Source organism: Kitasatospora sp. NPDC091276, assembly GCF_040684355.1.
Taxonomy (GTDB): domain Bacteria; phylum Actinomycetota; class Actinomycetes; order Streptomycetales; family Streptomycetaceae; genus Kitasatospora.
In genome coordinates this window covers 153,161-170,310 of the sequence record NZ_JBFBFU010000017.1, presented here as the reverse complement: position 1 = coordinate 170,310, position 17,150 = coordinate 153,161, and the positions used below count along the sequence as shown (strand labels likewise).

At 75.8% G+C, this 17,150-nt stretch carries 12 protein-coding genes; 4 read left to right on the top strand and 8 right to left on the bottom strand.

Annotated features, from left to right (window positions below):
• Positions 1 to 12: 12 nt before the first annotated feature.
• Positions 13 to 1,704 carry a cytochrome c oxidase subunit I gene (gene ctaD, locus AB0O19_RS22335; protein ID WP_363584707.1) on the bottom strand — a complete coding sequence of 564 codons (1,692 nt, stop codon included), beginning with the start codon at positions 1,702 to 1,704 and terminating at the stop codon, positions 13 to 15.
• A gap of 649 nt (positions 1,705 to 2,353) precedes the next feature.
• Here ctaD and AB0O19_RS22330 point away from each other — a divergent pair.
• Positions 2,354 to 4,180: a BTAD domain-containing putative transcriptional regulator gene (locus AB0O19_RS22330; RefSeq protein ID WP_363621698.1), complete on the top strand. Its 1,827-nt coding sequence runs from the start codon at positions 2,354 to 2,356 to the stop codon at positions 4,178 to 4,180.
• Here AB0O19_RS22330 and lanKC read toward each other — a convergent pair.
• The 3 genes from lanKC to AB0O19_RS22315 form a co-directional block, all read right to left on the bottom strand.
• Positions 4,173 to 6,788 carry a class III lanthionine synthetase LanKC gene (gene lanKC / locus AB0O19_RS22325; protein WP_363621697.1) on the bottom strand — a complete coding sequence of 872 codons (2,616 nt, stop codon included), beginning with the start codon at positions 6,786 to 6,788 and terminating at the stop codon, positions 4,173 to 4,175. The genes AB0O19_RS22330 and lanKC overlap by 8 nt on opposite strands.
• A 105-nt stretch (positions 6,789 to 6,893) precedes the next feature.
• The gene (locus AB0O19_RS22320) at positions 6,894 to 8,207 is read right to left on the bottom strand and encodes an MFS transporter (protein WP_363621695.1); all 1,314 of its coding nucleotides are present in this window, start codon (positions 8,205 to 8,207) and stop codon (positions 6,894 to 6,896) included.
• A 141-nt stretch (positions 8,208 to 8,348) separates the two neighbouring features.
• Positions 8,349 to 8,522: a hypothetical protein gene (locus tag AB0O19_RS22315; protein ID WP_363584699.1), complete on the bottom strand. Its 174-nt coding sequence runs from the start codon at positions 8,520 to 8,522 to the stop codon at positions 8,349 to 8,351.
• A 429-nt stretch (positions 8,523 to 8,951) separates the two neighbouring features.
• Here AB0O19_RS22315 and AB0O19_RS22310 point away from each other — a divergent pair, with 429 nt between their 5' ends.
• From AB0O19_RS22310 to AB0O19_RS22300, 3 genes are read left to right on the top strand one after another with little or no spacing between them, the layout of a single operon-like run.
• A complete protein-coding gene (locus AB0O19_RS22310; protein WP_363621693.1) occupies positions 8,952 to 12,062 on the top strand; it encodes an adenylate/guanylate cyclase domain-containing protein in 3,111 nt (1,036 codons plus the stop codon).
• Positions 12,059 to 13,030 (top strand): S8 family serine peptidase, encoded by a 972-nt coding sequence (locus AB0O19_RS22305; protein WP_363621691.1) that lies wholly within the window; start codon positions 12,059 to 12,061, stop codon positions 13,028 to 13,030. The genes AB0O19_RS22310 and AB0O19_RS22305 overlap by 4 nt, the downstream gene beginning before the upstream one ends.
• A complete protein-coding gene (locus AB0O19_RS22300; RefSeq protein ID WP_350879761.1) occupies positions 13,014 to 13,571 on the top strand; it encodes a GAF domain-containing protein in 558 nt (185 codons plus the stop codon). The genes AB0O19_RS22305 and AB0O19_RS22300 overlap by 17 nt, the downstream gene beginning before the upstream one ends.
• Here the strand turns inward: AB0O19_RS22300 and AB0O19_RS22295 are convergent.
• The 4 genes from AB0O19_RS22295 to AB0O19_RS22280 form a co-directional block, all read right to left on the bottom strand.
• The gene (locus AB0O19_RS22295; protein WP_363621689.1) at positions 13,562 to 14,455 is read right to left on the bottom strand and encodes a virginiamycin B lyase; all 894 of its coding nucleotides are present in this window, start codon (positions 14,453 to 14,455) and stop codon (positions 13,562 to 13,564) included. The two genes, AB0O19_RS22300 and AB0O19_RS22295, sit on opposite strands and share 10 nt — an antisense overlap.
• A 78-nt stretch (positions 14,456 to 14,533) precedes the next feature.
• Positions 14,534 to 15,676, bottom strand: coding sequence for an AI-2E family transporter (locus tag AB0O19_RS22290; protein WP_363621687.1), 1,143 nt, complete (start codon positions 15,674 to 15,676; stop codon positions 14,534 to 14,536).
• Positions 15,677 to 15,969: 293 nt separating this feature from the next.
• Positions 15,970 to 16,695, bottom strand: a complete 726-nt coding sequence (locus tag AB0O19_RS22285; RefSeq protein ID WP_363621685.1) for a glycerophosphodiester phosphodiesterase — start codon at positions 16,693 to 16,695, stop codon at positions 15,970 to 15,972.
• A complete protein-coding gene (locus AB0O19_RS22280; RefSeq protein WP_363621683.1) occupies positions 16,692 to 17,138 on the bottom strand; it encodes a hypothetical protein in 447 nt (148 codons plus the stop codon). The genes AB0O19_RS22285 and AB0O19_RS22280 overlap by 4 nt, the downstream gene beginning before the upstream one ends.
• Positions 17,139 to 17,150: the final 12 nt, after the last annotated feature.

Below are 17,150 nucleotides of genomic sequence, written 5' to 3'. Positions count from 1 at the left end.
CCCGGCCTCGGGTCAGCTGTCCACGGCGGACCGGGCCCGCTCCGCCCTGGTCTGTGGCAGGTCGTACTTGGCCGGGCTCACGTCGCCCAGGTGGGTGGCGGGCTTGCCGGTGTTCTCCAGGACGTCCAGGGCCGCGATGTCGGGGTGGTGCAGGTCGAAGGCCGGGGATTCGGAGCGGATCCTCGGCAGCCGGACGAAGTTGTGCCGGGGCGGCGGGCAGGAGGTGGCCCACTCCAGCGAGCGGCCGTAGCCCCACGGGTCGTCGGCTTCGACCTTCTCGCCGTACTTGGCCGTCTTCCAGATGTTGTAGAGGAACGGCAGGATCGACAGCCCGAGCAGGAAGGAGAAGATGGTGGACAGGGTGTTGAGCGTGGTGAAGCCGTCCGAGGCCAGGTAGTCGGCGTAGCGGCGGGGCATGCCCTCGGCGCCGAGCCAGTGCTGGACCAGGAAGGTGCCGTGGAAGCCGACGGTGAGCGTCCAGAAGGTGATCCGGCCGAGCCGTTCGTCGAGCTTCTTGCCGGTCATCTTGGGCCACCAGAAGTGGAAGCCGGCGAACATCGCGTAGACCACGGTGCCGAACAGCGTGTAGTGGAAGTGGGCGACGACGAAGTACGAGTCGGAGACGTGGAAGTCGATCGGCGGGGCGGCGAGCAGCACGCCGGTGAGGCCGCCGAAGAGGAAGGTGACCAGGAAGCCGACCGTCCAGAGCATCGGTGTCTCGAAACTGAGCGAGCCCTTCCACATGGTGCCGACCCAGTTGAAGAACTTGACCCCGGTCGGGACGGCGATGAGGAAGGTCATGAAGGAGAAGAACGGCAGCAGCACCTGCCCGGTGACGTACATGTGGTGCGCCCACACCGTCACCGACAGGCCGGCGATGGCGACGGTGGCGGCGATCAGCCCCGCGTAGCCGAACATCGGCTTGCGGCTGAAGACCGGGATGATCTCGGAGATGATCCCGAAGAACGGCAGCGCCAGGATGTACACCTCGGGGTGGCCGAAGAACCAGAACAGGTGTTGCCAGAGCATCGCCCCGCCGTTGGCCGGGTCGAAGACGTGCGAGCCGAACTTGCGGTCGCATTCGAGGGCGAGCAGGGCGGCGGCGAGGACGGGGAAGACCAGCAGCACCAGCACCGAGGTGAGCAGCACGTTCCAGCAGAAGATGGACATCCGGAACATGGTCAGCCCGGGTGCGCGCATGCAGATGATCGTGGTGATGAAGTTGACGGCGCCGAGGATGCTGCCGAAGCCGGAGAGCGTCACGCCCATGATCCACATGTCGGCGCCGACGCTGGGCGAGTGGACGGCGTCGGACAGCGGCGCGTAGAGGAACCAGCCGAAGTCGGCGGCGCCCTGCGGGGTCGCGAAGCCGGCGGCGGCGATCAGCGAGCCGAACATGAACAGCCAGAAGGACAGCATGTTCAGGCGCGGGAAGGCGACGTCCGGGGCGCCGATCTGCAGCGGCATGATCCAGTTGGCGAAGCCGGTGAACAGCGGCATCGCGAAGAGCAGCAGCATCACCGAGCCGTGCATGGTGAAGGCCTGGTTGAACTGCTCGTTGGAGAGGATCTGCGTTCCGGGCCGGGCGAGTTCGGCGCGCATGACCAGCGCCAGGACACCGCCGATCAGGAAGAACCCGAACGCCGACACCAGGTACATGGAGCCGATCGTCTTGTGGTCGGTGGTGGTCAGCAGTCTGACCACGGCCGAACCGGGCCGTTTCGGCCGAACCGACGGCTGCGGTACGGAGGTTGGCGGTGGCGTGGGGTCGCCCTGTGCCGGGGTGGCGCTCAAGGACGCACTCCTTAGGAACGTCGTGCGAATGGCTGGCGATCCATGATCCGAACGCACCGCCCCCGCCCCCTAGGGCCGTTCGGCCCGCGCCCCCGGGGCCGCACGGCCCGCGTTCCGGCACCCGGACCGGGACCTCCGGTGGCCGTCGGTCCCTCCCCGGCCCCTCGGGCGGCGCTCACCGCGCCGACGAGCACCGCTGGAGGAACGCCGGAACCGCCCCGGCGCCCCCGCCCCGGACCGCCCCCGCCCGTCCCCGTCCGCCCCGGGGCCCGCACCCCCGGCCCCGGCCCTCCGCCGCACCCCGCCCGCCTCTCCCACCCCACCCCACCGGCCACGACACCGCGCCCGCCGGCCGCCACCGCCCCCGGCCGCTCCCTCCCCCGGATGCCCCCTCCCCCAGGTGCCCGAAGTGTGAGGGTCGCGTGACCGAAACAGGCCGATTCCGTGCCCTACAGATCGGATCGGCCGTCAAGTAGCCTGCGCCCACGCCCGCACCGCACCGGTCACGCCCCCCGCTCGGACACGCCCTGGCCCCCACCCACGCCCCGGAGGTACGCCGATGCCCCTGGCCCAGCCCGCCGCCCCCACCCGGCCGCGCTTCTCCGTCCTCGGCCCGCTGACCGGCGAAGCGGACGGCCGCCCGCTCGCCCTCGGTCCGCTGAAGCAGCGGCTGGTGCTGGCCGTCCTGCTGAGCCGCGCCAACACGGCCGTCCCGGTCGACCTGCTCACCGACGCGGTCTGGCCCGAGGAGCCGCCGCGCACCGCCCGCAAGAACCTCCAGGTCTACATCTGCACCCTGCGCACCCTGCTCGGCCGCGACCCCGGGCCCGAACGGCTGGTCCACACCGCCGGCGGCTACCTGCTGCGGGTCGCCGAACCCGAGCTCGACGTCCTGCAGTTCCGCGCCCTCGCCCGGGCCGGCCGGGCCGCCGCCGACAGCGGCGCGCTCGCCCCCGCCGCCCGGCTGCTGCGCCAGGCCCTCGACCTGTGGCAGGGCCCGCCGCTCGCCGACCTGCGCTGCTCGCCCGCCGTCCAGGCCGAGGCCGACCGGCTGGAGGCCCGCTGCCTGGGCGTCCACGAGGACTGGGCGGAGACCGAGTTGGAGCTCGGCAACGCCACCGCCGTCGCCGAGGAACTCGCCGACCCGGCCGAGCGCCACCCGCTGCGCGAACGCCTCCAGGCCGCCCGGATGAACGCCCTGCACCTGTCCGGCCGGCAGGCCGAGGCGCTCGCCGTCTACGACACCCACCGCCAGCTGCTCGCCCGCGAGTTGGGCCTCGAACCCAGCCCCGCCCTGACCGCCCGCTACCGGCAGCTGCTCGCCCACGGCCCGGCCCGCCCCGCCACCGCCCGGCCGGCGCAGCACCCCGGCCCGAGCGGCGCACTGCTGCCCGCCGACACCACCGACTTCACCGGCCGAAGCCACGAACTGCGGGAGCTGATCGACGCGTTGGCGGAGGGCGGCGAGCGCGTCGCGGTCCTCTCCGGCCCGGCCGGCGTCGGCAAGACCGCCCTCGCCGTGCACGCCGGACACCTGCTCGCCGACCGCTTCCCCGACGGCCGGCTGCTGCTCCGGCTGCGCACCGAGGACGGCACCCCGCGCCCGCTCGCCGACATCCTCGCCGAACTCGCCGCCCTCACCGGCCGATCCGGCCCTAGACCGGCCGACCCGGCCCAGGCCGCCGCCCTCTGGCGCGCCTCCCTGGCCGGACGCCGGATGCTGCTGATCCTCGACGACGCCCCCGGCGAGGCCGTGGTCCGCGAACTGCTGCCGGGCTTCGGCCCGAGCGCCACCCTCGTCACCTCGCGCAGCCAGCTCGCCGGACTGGCCTCGGTGCACCGGGTCACCGTGCCGCCCTTCGCCCCCGCCGAGGCGCTCGACCTGCTCGGCCGGATCGTCGGCACCGGCCGGACCGGCACCGACCGCGCGGCCGCCGCCCGGATCGTCGAGGCCTGCGGGCTGCTGCCGCTCGCCGTCCGGGTCGCCGGCACCCGGCTCGCCGTCCTGCGCCACCTGCCGCTCGCCGAGTACGCGGCCCGCCTCGCCGATCCGGCCGGCGCCCTGGACGAACTCGTCGCCGGGGACGTCACCGTCCGCGCCCGCCTCGACTCCGGCTGGCGCGACCTCACCGACCAGGGCCGCCTCGCCCTCGGCCGGCTCGCCGCCCTCCCGCTCTCCCTGCTGTTCACCCTCCCCGAGGCCGCCGCCGCCCTCGGCCGCCCCGAACGCCTCGCCCTGCGCACCCTGGAGGCCCTCACCGACACCGGCGCCGTCACCTCCCCCACCGGCGAGGTCACCGCCCACGCCGCCCTCTACGCCCTCCCCCGCCTCACCCACCTGCACGCCCGCGAGCACGCCACTGCTTTGGCCGACAACCTCAGCTGAGCCCGCCGCGCCGGCCGGCACCCCTTGGGCCGAGCGTTAGCACGTCCAGCAACTCCCCGCCCTCCGAGCCCTGTTCGACGGCCCGAAGGGCCAGCAGGACGCCCGCCGCCCCGGTGTGCAGGTCCGCCGAGAACCGCCGCAGCCGCATCCCGGGGACGAGCAGGCCCTCCGGCCGCGCGACCAGGTGCCACTGGAGCTTGCGGACCTGCTCGCGGACGGCGTCCCGGGCCGCCGCCCCGCCCAGCCGGTCCAGCGCCAGCAGCAGCCCGGCGCGGCCCCGGAACAGCCCGGGCTCGCGCACGAATCCGGGTGCGCACACCCTCCGCACGTCGGCGAGGAACTCCCCGAACCCGCCGAACTCCTCGGACCCGCCGAATCCCTCGGACCCGCTGCCGCCGAGCGCCTGGTACTCCCGGGCGACGAGCGCGATCCCGCTGCTGCCGCGGTCGAGGTAGGCGAGCCGCCGCCCCCGGTCGAGGACCTGGACCGACCCGTCGGGCACCCGCACGCACTGCGCCACGGCCCGCCCCAGCGCCTCGCGCCCGGAGGCCAGCAGCCAGTCCTCACCGGTCCGCTGGTACAGCCGCAGCTGGACGAGGGCGATCCCGGCCAGGCCGTACAGCAGTCCGGCCGCCGTCGGCGCGCCGAGCCCCGGGACGGTCTGCCCGCGCAGCACCGCGTCGAGCGCCCGCGCGTCGGCGAGGGCGTCCGCGAGTTCGCGCCGACTGCCGAGGGCGTCGGCGAGCCGCAGCCGGGCGAGCGCGGTGCCGGCCCGGCCGCCGTGGAGGGCGACGGTGGGCGCGGGCCGGGCCTGCCGGGCCTGGGCGGCCAGTTCGGCGGCCTCGTCGCCGCGGCCGACCCGGGCGAGCACGGCCGCCACGCCGAGCGGCCCGTCGAAGAGCCCGCCGGCGCCCGGTCTCGGGCCGCGCCGCCGCATCGCCGCGATCAGCCAGTCCGCGTACTCGTCGGGGCAGGGCGCCCCGGCGCGGTGCAGCGCGTACAGCACGCCGGCGGCGCCGTGGGCGACGCCGGTGCCGCCGTCGGCGAATCCGGCCGGGTCGCCGGGGAAGAGCCGGTCCGGCCGGTCGGGGGTGGCCCCGGCGTGGATGCCGGCGACGAGTTCGTTCCTGGCGGCGTCGAGGGTGGGCCCGGCGAGGAGTTCACGGACCCGCCGTTCGCCGACCGGTTCCACCGGCGCCACCGGCGCCACGGCGCCCGGCCGTACCGGCCCCTCCTCCGGCCCGAGGCCGAACCAGTGCCGTGCCCGCCGTTCCAGCGCGGGCAGTTTGCCGGGATCGCGTTCGGCCAGCTCCATCACGGGCATCAGCAGCATCAGCCAGGTGGCCCAGAGCATGTGGCGGTCGGCGTCGGCCCCGTCGAGCCCGGGCGGGGGCTGCAGCGCGCCCGCGCCGGCGAGCGGGACACGGCGGCCGGTGAGTTCCTCCGCGTACTCGAAGTCGACGAGCACCACCGAACCGTCCGGACGGACGATCACATTGGCCGGGTGCAGGTCGCCGAACCGGACGCCCCGCTCGTGCAGGGCACCGAGCGCCTTCTCCAGTCCGGCCACGACCCCGGCCACCCAGTGCGCGTACTCGGCGCGCTGTCCGGCGGTGCAGTTCTGGTGCACCAGCGGGTAACGGCGGATCGCCTCGGCGAACAGCTGGACGCCCTCGATGTGCTCCTGGACCAGGAAGGTGTGCTCCCAGACCGTCCGGACCTCGTGCAGCCGGGGCACGCAGTCCAGGCCGGCGAGCCGTTCCAGCGCCCACTGCTCGCGCCGCAGCCGGGTGACGGCGTCGTCCCCGGCGGCGTCCAGCCCGGCGTGCGGGCGGGCCTCGCGCAGCACCACCCGCTCCCCGGTGGTCCGGTGCTCGGCGAGGTAGATCCCGCCGGCGTTGGAGAACTGCAGCACCTCGACGATCCGGTACGGCAGGTCGCCGCCGGCCGCCTCCCGGGCGGCCAGGTGCGGGCGCAGCTCCTCGGGCGGTTCGACCCAGGCCGGCAGCTGGAACACCGGGTCGCGCCGGTCGGGGACCAGCTCGCCGGACGGGTCGCGCAGCGCGGGCACGGGCCGCCCGTCCTCGTCCTGGCACCACAGCTCGACGAACGCGCCGTAGCGCACGTACACGGGGGCCGTCCCGATCCGCAGGTCGGTGAGCACGTACGGCCCCCGGCGGCCCGCCAGCACCTCGGCCAACTCCGCCGCCACGGCCAGGAACTCCTCCTCCGACCCCGGGTAGACGGTGACGAACTTGCCGCTGCTGCCGCGCCCCATGTACTTGCCGTTCGCGACCCGCACCGCCTCGTCGCTGCGCAGGAACTTGAACGTCGTGCGGCGCGCCATGCAGACCCGCGCGACGGCCCGCAGAGTCGCCTCGGCCTCCTCCGGCACGGTCGAGACGTGGATCTTCCAGCCCTGCTCCGGCAGCCGGGCGCCGTCCGGCCGCAGCGCCGTCCACAGCCCGCGCCGCTCGCGCCGCCACCCGGCGGGCGGTGCGCCGAGCCCCAGCTGGTACCGGCCGGCCCGGTCGCGGAGCCGGCCGGGGGTGTCGTAGTACGTCGGATCGGCGAGGCAGTACAGCTGGGTCTCCTGGGCGCCGGCCATGGCGCGCCTCCTCTTCCGGGTCGTCTTCCGGGCTCTTCCGGGCTCTTCCGGAGAACTCTTTTCCAAGCTCTTCCGGGTCGCTCGTCTCCCGGGCCGCCGAACGGTTCAGCCTGCGGGTGCGGGTAGCGGCGCGGGGGCCGGGGCCGGGGCAGGCGCCGGACCTCGTCGGACCGGCGGCGCCCAGGTGACGACGGCCGCGCAGAGCGAGATGGCGAGCGCCAGCAGGGCGAAGGTCCGGGTGCCGCCGAGAGCGCCGAGCAGCGCGCCGCCCACCAGCGGGCCGAACGGCTGGACCAGGGTGGACAGGAAACCGGCGGCGCTCTGCACCCGGCCGATCCGGTCGGGCGGCGCGGCGAGCAGCATGCCGGAGACGAAGCCGATGCTGGCGACCGTGGACAGGCACATGCACACCGCGCACAGCAGCCCGATCAGCAGCGGGATCCGGGTGAGCACCAGCACCCCGGCGGTGGCCGCGGCCGCCCAGCAGCTGAGCGCCACCAGCCTGCCGTCTCGCACCCCGGGGCGCGCTCCAGGGCGTGTCTGACAATTCCCGTCGGGCGCGTGAATTGTCAGACGCGCCCTGGCCTCCAGCCTCGGGGCGAGCAGCGCGCCGGCCAGGGCGCCGGCCGCGGTGCAGGAGACCACGGTGCCGCCGCCGATCCCGGAGCGGCCGCCGTCGGAGGCCACGGCCAGGGTGGTGAACATCAGCGCACTGAACGCGAAGTTCATCCCGAGCCCGAAGATCAGCAGCAGGGTGCGCAGGTAGGGCTGGCGCCAGATGAAACTGAGCCCGGCGGTCAGTTCGCCGCGGCTGAACGCCGCGCCGCTCCTGGCGGCGGGCACCGAGCGGGTCCGCATCAGCGCGACGCAGACGGTGGAGAGCAGCAGCCCGACGCCCTCCGCGAGGAACGGCAGCACCGGGTGCCAGGCGAACAGCGCGCCGCCGGCGATCGGCCCGACCAGCCGGGCGGCGGCGCCGCGCGCCTGCATCCGGGACGAGGCCGCGCGGACCTGCTCGCGCGGCACCACCGCGCGCAGCAGGCCGCCGGCGGCGGGCCCGTAGACGCTGGTGATGAGCGCCCCGGCGGCGGCCACCAGCAGCACCAGCGGCAGCGGGGTGTGGCCACGCAGGACGGCGATCACCAGCGCGGTGACGGCGAGCAGGCTGCCGACGTCGCACACCCGCATCAGCCGGCGCCGCTCGATCCGGTCGGCGATGACGCCGCCAGGCAGCATGGTGAGCAGCAGCGCGCCGATCGAGACGGTGCCGATGGCGCCCGCCTGGGCGGCCGATCCGGTCTCCCGCAGGACGAGCAACGGCAGGGCAATCGAGGCGAGTTGGGAGCCGAGCGAGGCCATCAGGCCGCCGACCCAGAGCAGCCGGAAGTCCCGGTTGCGGGAGAGCGAGGTGGGCTCCATGGCCGTCCTCCGGGGTGGGGGGTGGAATCGGGCCGGGGCGGTCCCGCACCGGCGGGACCGCCCCGGAAGCCAATCACTGCCCGGCGGCCGGGGGCGGTGGTGCGCCCGCCCCCGCGCCGGACACCGCTGACCTGCCGCCGGTCAGGCGGAGGTCTCGGCGGAGCTGACGTAGCTGATCAGGCTGAAGCAGCTGCCGTCGGAGGCCTCCTGAAGGACCTTCATCGCCTGGAGGTCCAGGACGTTGGCGGCGTGCGCCTCGACCTCGGGGGCCTCCTCGCTGTCCTCGCCGACGATCGGGTCGATGTTCTCGGCCATGGCTGAACTCCCTTCACTGGGTTGATCGGTGGGGGTTCGACGGGTGGTGGCCCGCCGTGGTGAAGACGGTAGGCAGGCGGGGCTTCGCACGGCCTGCGAACCGGTACGGCACCGGTATGGCCGCAGGTCGGGGCGCCGCCGGCGGCGCCTCCCGGCCCGCCGAGCCCGCCCGGCGGCCCTGCGCACCCGCTCCGGGCTGCGGCCATACCGCCGGCAAGGCGGCTGCGAACCGGGCCCGAAGCCGGGCCGGGGAGCCTGGCCCGGCACGCCCGCACGCCCGGCTCCGACCACGCCCACCCCGGCTCCATGCGCACCCCGGCCCCGCGCACTCTCCAGCCTCATGCACCCCCCGCCCCCACGCACTCCCCCGACTCCACGCACACCCCATGCACTCCCCGCACCGCGAAGGACTAGCGAAGGACTGCCACCATGCCCTGCCCGCTCTGCGCCCAACTCGCCAGCACGAACGACCAGTTCTGCCCCGCCTGCGGCACCCCCCGGGCCGCCGCCCTCGACCTGGCCGCCGAGGAGCGCAAGCTGGTCACGGTGGTCTTCTGCGACCTGGTCGACTCCACCGCCCTGTCCGGCGCGCTCGACCCGGAGACGCTGCGCGAGGTGATCCTGCGCTACTTCGAACGGATGCACCGTCAGATCGAGGCTCACGGCGGCACCTTGGAGAAGTTCATCGGGGACGCGGTGATGGCGGTGTTCGGCGTCCCGGTGATCCGCGAGGACGACGCCCACCGGGCGCTGGCCGCCGCGCTCGCCATGCTGGAGGACCTGGAGGACCTCAACACCGAGCTGGACGCCACCCTCGGGGTCCGCCTGGACGTCCGGATCGGTGTCAACACCGGCCAGGTGGTGGCGGGTTCGGACGCCTCCGCGCGCCAGGCCCTGATCTCCGGCGAGACCGTGAACATCGCCGCCCGGCTCCAGACCCAGGCCGCCCCCGGCCAGGTGCTGATCGGCCCGCAGACCCTGCGCGCGGCGGGGCCGGCCGCCCAGGTGCACGAGGTCGGCCCGCTGCGGCTCAAGGGCAAGGCCGAGCCCGTCACCGCGTACCGCCTGGTCGGGCTGGACGAGGACGACCCCGAGCTGCTGCGCCGCTTCGACGTCCCGCTGGTCGGGCGGGAGCGCGAACTCGCCCAGCTGGACGCCGCGCTGGCCCGGGTGGCCGGCGGTCAGGGCGCCGAACTACTGCTGGTCGTCGGCGAGGCCGGGATCGGCAAGACCCGGCTGGTGCGCGAGTGGCAGGAGCGGACGGGCCGGCACACCGCGCGCTGCGGCACCGGCCGCTGCCGCAGCTACGGCGAGCAGGGCGTCCTGACCCCGCTCGCGGAGGCCGTCGGGGCCCTGCTCGGCGGCCCGGGGACGCCCGCGCCCGCCGAGGCGCTGGACCGGCTGGCGCAGGCCACCGCGCCCGGGGTGAGCGCCGAACAGTCCCTGGACCGGCTGGCCGCGATCCTGCGCGGGCGGACCGTCGAGCGCCCGGCCGTGCTGGTCCTGGACGACTGCCAGTGGGCCGGCCCGGTGCTGCTGGACGCCGTCGAGCGACTGGTCGCCGCCCTCGGCCAGGCCCCGGTGCTGCTGCTGTGCCTGGCCCGGCCGGAGCTGCCGGCCTCCCGCCCGGAGCTGCCGGCGCTGCCGGTCGGCGGCCTGTCCTGGGACGAATCGGCGCTGCTGGCCGCTCAGTTGACGGAGCTGAGTGCCCACCAGGACGCGGTGCCGACCCGGCTGCTGGAGCGGGCCGAGGGCAACCCGCTGCACCTGGAGGAGCTGCTGGCCGCCCTCACCGAGGCGGACGGCCCCGCGCTCGCCGACGAACTCCCGCCCACCGGCCGGGCGCTGCTCAGCGCGCGGATCGACGACCTGGAGCGCGACGAGCGCACCACCCTGGACCTGGCCGCCGTGCTCGGCCGCGCCTTCACCGCCGCCGAACTCGCCCAGCTCGCCCACGGCGGCGCCGACCAGGACGCCTTCGCCGACCCGGAGGACGACGTCTTCACCGGCCCGTTCGACGGCCTCCCCGGCCTGCCCGCGGGCGACGACACCCCGCCTCGGCTGCACGCCGCGCTGGCCCGGTTGACCGAGCGCCGCCTGGTCGAACCGGCCGGCACCAGCTTCCGGTTCAGCAGCGGCCTGGTCCAGGAGTCGGTCTACCAGTCGATGTCCAAGCGGGCCCGCGCCGAGCGCCACGAACGCGCCGCCGACCTGCCGGCCGTCCGCGCCGCCGGGGACGCCGCCGTCGGCGGCCACCTGGAGCGCGCCCACCGCTACCGGCTCGAACTCGGCCTGCTGGACGCCCGGACGGACGCCCTGCGCACCCGCGCGGCCGCCGCCCTCGGCGTGGCCGGCGCCCAGGCGCTCGCCCACGCCGACCTGCCCTCCGCCACCGACCTGCTGGAGCGCGCCGTCCGGCTGCACTACCCGAACGAGCGCACCGCCGGCCCGGCCCTGCGCCGCCTCGGCGAGGCCCGGCTGGCGCTCGGCCGGGCCGACGAGGCCCTGCCCGTCCTGGCGCAGGTCCGCGACTCGGCCGCCGATCCGCTGGACGCCGCGCACGCCCGGCTCGCGCTGGCCGCACGCGGTCTGCCGCCCGGCCCGGAGCAGCCCGCCGCCACCGCCCGCGCCGTCCTCCCGCTCTTCATCGACCTGCGGGACGACCTCGGCCAGGCCCGGGCCGGGCTGCGCCTGGCCGAGGAGCACCTGCTGGCGGGCCGGCACACCGAGGCGGAACGGCTGCTGGACGACGCCCTCGACCACGCCGCCCGCACCGACGCCGAGCTGGACCGGGCCGCCGTGCTGGCCGCGCTGGCCGCCTCCCTGCTGGCGGGCCCCGAGCCCGTCCCGAACGCCGTCTTCCGGCTGCGGGCCCTGCTGGCCGGGCACGGCGCCGGCCACCGGACGGTGCGGGTCGCGCTCAACGGCCCGCTGGCCGTCCTGCTCGCCCTGCGCGACCGGCCCGACGAGGCCGAACTGCTGCTGGCCGAGGCCAACGGCCTGGCGGGCGAGCTGTCGCTGGCCGACGCGATGATCTCGCTGCCGGCCCTGACCGCCCAGGCCGCGGCGGCCACCGGCCAGACCGCGCAGGCGCTGGACCTGCTCGCCGACGCCGCCGAGGTCGCCCGCCGGCTGGGCAACTCCGCCCCGCTGCCCCGGCTCGCCCTCACCACCGCCCGCGCCCTGCTGGACACCGACCGCCCGGGCCCGGCCGCCCGCCACCTGGACGGCGTCGACGCCACGGCCGCGCTGCCGCCGGTGCTGGCGATCGAGCTGGACGCGCTGCGCGGCCGGCTCGCCGCCTCCCGGGGCGAGGCCGACCCGGCGCTGGAGCTGACCGCGGCCGCCGCACAGGCCGCCGAGGCCACCGAGTCGCTGCTGCTCCAGGCGCTCACCGCGCTGGACCGCGCCCACGCGCTGCTGCTGCTCGACCGGCGGGCCGAGGCCGCCGTGGCGGCCGCCACCGCCCGGGACCGGTTCGCCGCCAAGGGCCACCTGCCGGGCGTGCGCCGGGCCGAGCGGCTGGGGGGCGCCCGGTGAGCGGCCCGGCCGGCCTCACCTGGAGCCTGCGCGGCCGGACCGCCGCGGACCTGCCGGTGCTCGCCGACACCACCGCCCACGGCAGCGCCGCCCACGGCACCACCGCCCACGGCAGCGCCGGCCCCGACGGCGCCCTCGACACCGGGGGCACCGGCGGCGGGGGCACCGGCAAGGGCGTGCGGGTGTGCGTCGTGGACTCCGGCATCGAGCCGGACCACCCGCTGGTCGGCCCGCTGAACGGCTCCTGGGTGGTCGTCAAGGACCCGACGACCCGGGAGCTGGTGGTCCGCCCCGACCGCACCGGCGACACCTGCGGCCACGGCACCGCCTGCGCGGGCATCATCCGCCGCACCGCCCCGGACTGCGAGCTGTACAGCGTCCGGGTGCTCGGCGAACGCTTCACCGGCACCGGCGACATGCTGATCACCGGGCTGCGCTGGGCCGTCGAGCAGGGCTTCGACGTCGTCAACCTCAGCCTCTCCACCACCCGGACCCGCTTCCTGGAGGAGTTGCACGCGATCGCCGACGACGCCTTCTTCGCCCGCACCGCGATCGTCGCCTCCGCCCACAACACCCCGGTGGAGAGCTACCCCTGGCGGTTCTCCTCGGTCATCTCGGTCGGCAGCCACCAGGAGGACGACCCGGCCCTGCACCTGTACAACCCGGCGCCGCCGGTCGAGTTCTTCGCCCCCGGCCAGAACGTCCGGGTCCCCTGGCTCGGCGGCTCCACCATCCGCACCACCGGCAACAGCTTCGCCACCCCGTACGTCGCCGGGCTGTGCGCCCGCATCCTGTCCGGCCACCCGAGGCTGACGACCTTCCAGCTGAAGAGCGCGCTCTACCTCACCGCAGCCAACGTCCAGGTCGGCCCCGGTGCCGGTCCTCACCGGCCCCCAGGCGGGAGTTCGACGACCGAGCCCACCCCGTCCACCCCCATCACGGAGGCGCCCGATGACCCTCAGCACTGATCCCGCCGTCGACCCGCTGGCCCGCGAGCTGCTGCAGTCCGTGGTGGACGTGGCCCGAGCGATCTTCGGCGCCGAGGCCGGCTCGGTCTGCCTGCTCGACGAGGCGGCCGGGGAGCTGGTGTTCCAGGCCGTCTCGGGGCGCGGCGAGGAGTCCCTGGTGGGCCGCCGCTTCCCGGCGGGCAGCGGCATCGCGGGCTGGGTCGCCGCGTCGGGCGAGCCGATGGTGGTCGACGACCTGGGTGCGAACCGCACTTTCGACCGGGCCTTCGCCGAGTCCACCGCGTACGTCCCGAACGCGCTGATGGCGGCGCCGCTGACGCACGGCAGCCGGGTGCTGGGCGTCCTGGAGGTACTGGACCCGGCCCCGCAGGCCCGGTCCAGCCTGCCCGAGCTGGACCTGCTCGCCCTGTTCGCCCGCCAGGCCGCCGCCGCCCTGCGGGTCATCGCCGAGCGTTCCCCGGCCCCGGCGGCGGTGCCCGACCGCGCCGCCGCCCTCGACCTGCTGGCCGACCTGGAGGAGCTGCTGCGCCGTCAGCCCTGACGCGGCGCCAACCTCGCGATCGATCCGCGCTCCAGCGCCGCGTACACCGCGCCGTCCGGGCCGACGGCGATGCCGTGCGGCTCGGCGGCCGGGCCGGGCAGCTGGTGGCCGTCGAGCAGCCCGTCCGGGCCGAGCACCCCGATCCGGCCGGCGCCCCACTCGGTGAACCAGAGCCGGCCGTCCGGGCCGCAGGTGATCGCGTGCGGCCGGGCCGCCCGGTCGGCCAGCGGGTACTCGGTGACCTCGCCGTCCACGGTGATCCGGCCGACCAGCCCGCCGCCGATGCCGACGTACCAGAGCGCGCCGTCCGCCCCGGCGGTGATCCCGACCGGGGCGGTGCCGCCGGTCGGCAGCGGGTGGACGGCCACCTCGCCCCCGACGGTGATCCGGGCGACGGCGTCCGCCTGGTTGAGCGTGCACCAGAGCGCGCCGTCCGGGCCGGCCGTGATGAGCGACGGGAAGGCCCCGGCCCGCGGCAGCGGGTACTCCGTCACCTCGCCCTCGACGGTGATCCGCCCGATCCGGTCGGCGTTCAGCTCGGTGAACCAGAGCGCCCCGTCGGGCCCCGCCGCGATCCCGTACGGCCCGGCGCCCGCCGTCGGGACGGCGAAGGAGCACGCCTTCCCGTCGGTGTCGATCCGCCCGATCCGGTGGTCGCGCATCCGGGTGAACCAGAGCGCGCCGTCCGGGCCGACGGTGAGCACCGCGGGCCCGCACTCCGGCGCCCCGAGGCCGTACCGCTCGACCGTGCCGTCCGCCGCCAGCCGTCCGATCTCCCCGGCGTGCACCAGCGTGAACCACACGCCCCCGTCCGGCCCCACGGCGACCCCGTACGGTCCGGCCCCCTCCTCGGCGACCTCGATCAGCTCCGCGATCCGTGCCATGCGAACCCCCGTCCTCGCTATTGCGACTTCCGTCGCATTAGCGATCCTCGCACGCCCTCCCCTCCCCCGGCAACCGGGTTACACCCCGTTCCCCGCGCGGCGGGCGGCCCGCGGGGCGGGGACGCCGCGCAGGACGGAGACGATGCCCACGCCGGCGGCGCACACCGGGACGGCGAGCAGGGCCCCGAGGATGCCGGCGATCCCGGAGCCGGCCACCACCGCGACCATGATGGTGGCCGGGTGCAGCTCCACCGTCCGGCTCTGGATGAGGGGTTGGAGGACGTTGCCCTCGAACAGCTGGACCGCCATCACCACGCCGAGCGCCCACAGCGCCGTCCCGATCCCGCCGTCGGCGAGCGCGACCAGCACGGACACCGCCCCGGACAGGAAGGCCCCGACGAACGGGATGTAGGCGCCCATGAACACCAACGCGCCCAGCCCCGGCGCGCCGGGCACGCCGAGCGCCACCAGGCCGATGGTGATGAAGGTCGCGTCGATCAGCGCGATCAGCGAGGTGCCGCGCATGAAGCCGGCCATCGCGTCGAAGGCCCGCTCGGCACAGGCGATCACGGTCTCGGCGCTGCGCTCGGGCAGGTAGGAGCGGATCGTGTCGCCGGTGCGGTGGCCGTCGCGGAGGAAGAAGAACACCAGGGCGAGCGCCAGCACGCCGCCGGCGATCAGCTGGGTGGCCAGGCCCAGCCCGGACAGCACGCCGTTGGTGACGGTCGAGACCAGCGAGTTGGTCTCCCCCTTGGCGTTGTCCAGCGCGTGCCGGATCTTCTCCCCGGTCGGGCCGAGCCACGCGGCGAGCTGGTTGCCCGCCTGCTGGAGGGACTCGGCGATCTGCGGGGCGCTGTGCACCAGCGCGTTGACCAGCAGCGCGATCACCCCGCAGACGGCCGCGACCAGCAGCACGCAGGTCAGCCCGGCGGCCAGCCCCCGACTCACGCCCCGCCGGACCATCCACGGCACCGCCGGGTAGAGCAGCGAGGCCCCCAGCAGCGCCAGCACCACCGGCACGGTCGCGGCCCGCAGCTCGACCAGCGCGAAGACCAGCAGCGAGGCGAGGGCGAGCAGCAGGATCACCGCCGCCGACCAGGCGGCCGCCTGCCGGACCACCGGCGGCAGCATCAGGTACGGCCTGCGGGGGTCCGGCGCGGCCCCGCCCACGAACCGGGGTTCCACCGCCGGGCCCTCCCCGGCCGGGTGCTCCTCGGGCACGGCCACCTCCGCCTGGCTCGTCGACGAGTCCGAATCGCCCCGTCCCGGCGGACGGTCCGTCAGCGTGCCCGTGCCGCCGGGCTGCCCGGCGAACCCGCCACGCCGCCGTCCGGCCGATCAAGGGTGGAGCCGATTCAATCCGCCCCCGTCCGTCGCGTACAGAGCAGCCGGTGGAGCTCACCTCATCGGACGAAGCGCCCTCGCGGACACGTTCGAGCGCCGGACCTCGGTTCGCCCCGAAGCGGCCGCCCCGTCCGCCCGGAGCGGCCGCCCCCGTCCAGCGGTCGGCACGCTCAGCGGCGGCCGTCCAGGACGGCGCGCAGCACGCCGATCCGGTTGCTGGTGATGGAGGCGACCCCGGTGTCGCGCAGCCGGCGCATGGTGCGGCGCAGGTCGGCGGTCCAGGTGGAGACGGCGAGCCCGGCGTCCGCGGCGGCGGCGGTGAACTCGGGGGTGACCAGGCCGAACGGCGGGTTGAGGTAGCGCGGGCGCAGGTCGTCGAGCAGGGCGCGGACGGGCAGCCGGGGCTCCTTCCAGGTGAGGGCGATCTCGGCGCCGGGCGCCAGCGCGCGGACGGCGAGCATGGCGGTGGCGGGGCCGCAGAAGGAGACCAGCCCTTCGGCGCCGAGGTCGCTGACGACGGACCAGGTATCGGCGACGGGGCCGGGGTCGTCGAGGTCGATGAGCAGCCGGGGGCCTCCGGCGGCCGCGACGACCTTGATCGTCTCGGCGAGGGTCGGGACGGCGAGCGGTCCTTGGCGCAGTTCGTCGAGCTGCGCGGTGGTGACCCGGCCGATCGACCGCGGGTCGCCCCAGAGGCGCTCCAGGGTGCGGTCGTGCAGCAGGACGGGCACCCGGTCGCGGGTGAGCTGGACGTCCACCTCGACGGCGTCGGCGCTGGCCGCGAGCGCGGACTCGACGGAGGGCAGGGTGTTCTCGCGGTGGCGGTACGGGTCGCCGCGGTGCGCGACGGCGAGCACCCGGCGGCGGTCGGCGGGGGCGTTGCGGTCGGCGGTCATCGGATCAGCCCCGCGATCCACGGGGTGAGGTCGCGCATGCTGACGCTCTCCCGGTAGCTGGGCTCGCCCGGAACCGTGACGATCATGGTGGTGGACGGCGGGAAGGTCCGCGCCTTGACGTGCACGAGGCCGCCCCAGACCGCGTCGAGGAAGGCCGGCACGCTGTCGCGCTGGACGTCGAAGGCGATGCCGTCGAGGGTCACCACGGCCTCGTCGTGGGTGAACAGACGGACGGTGACCTCGGGTCGGCCGCCGATCTCCAGCAGCGCCTCGTGCGGCACCGGGGCGGGTTCGCCGCCCCCGCCGTAGTTGCCGGCCAGGCCGGCGAAGGTCCGGTCGCGGCCGATGTCGTGCTGGGCGCGGACCTCCCGACCGCGCCGGGCGGCCAGTTCCTCGACCGCGCGGACGGCGCTCTGGGTGGTCGGCAAATGCGGGTGGGACATCCCGGGCGGGGC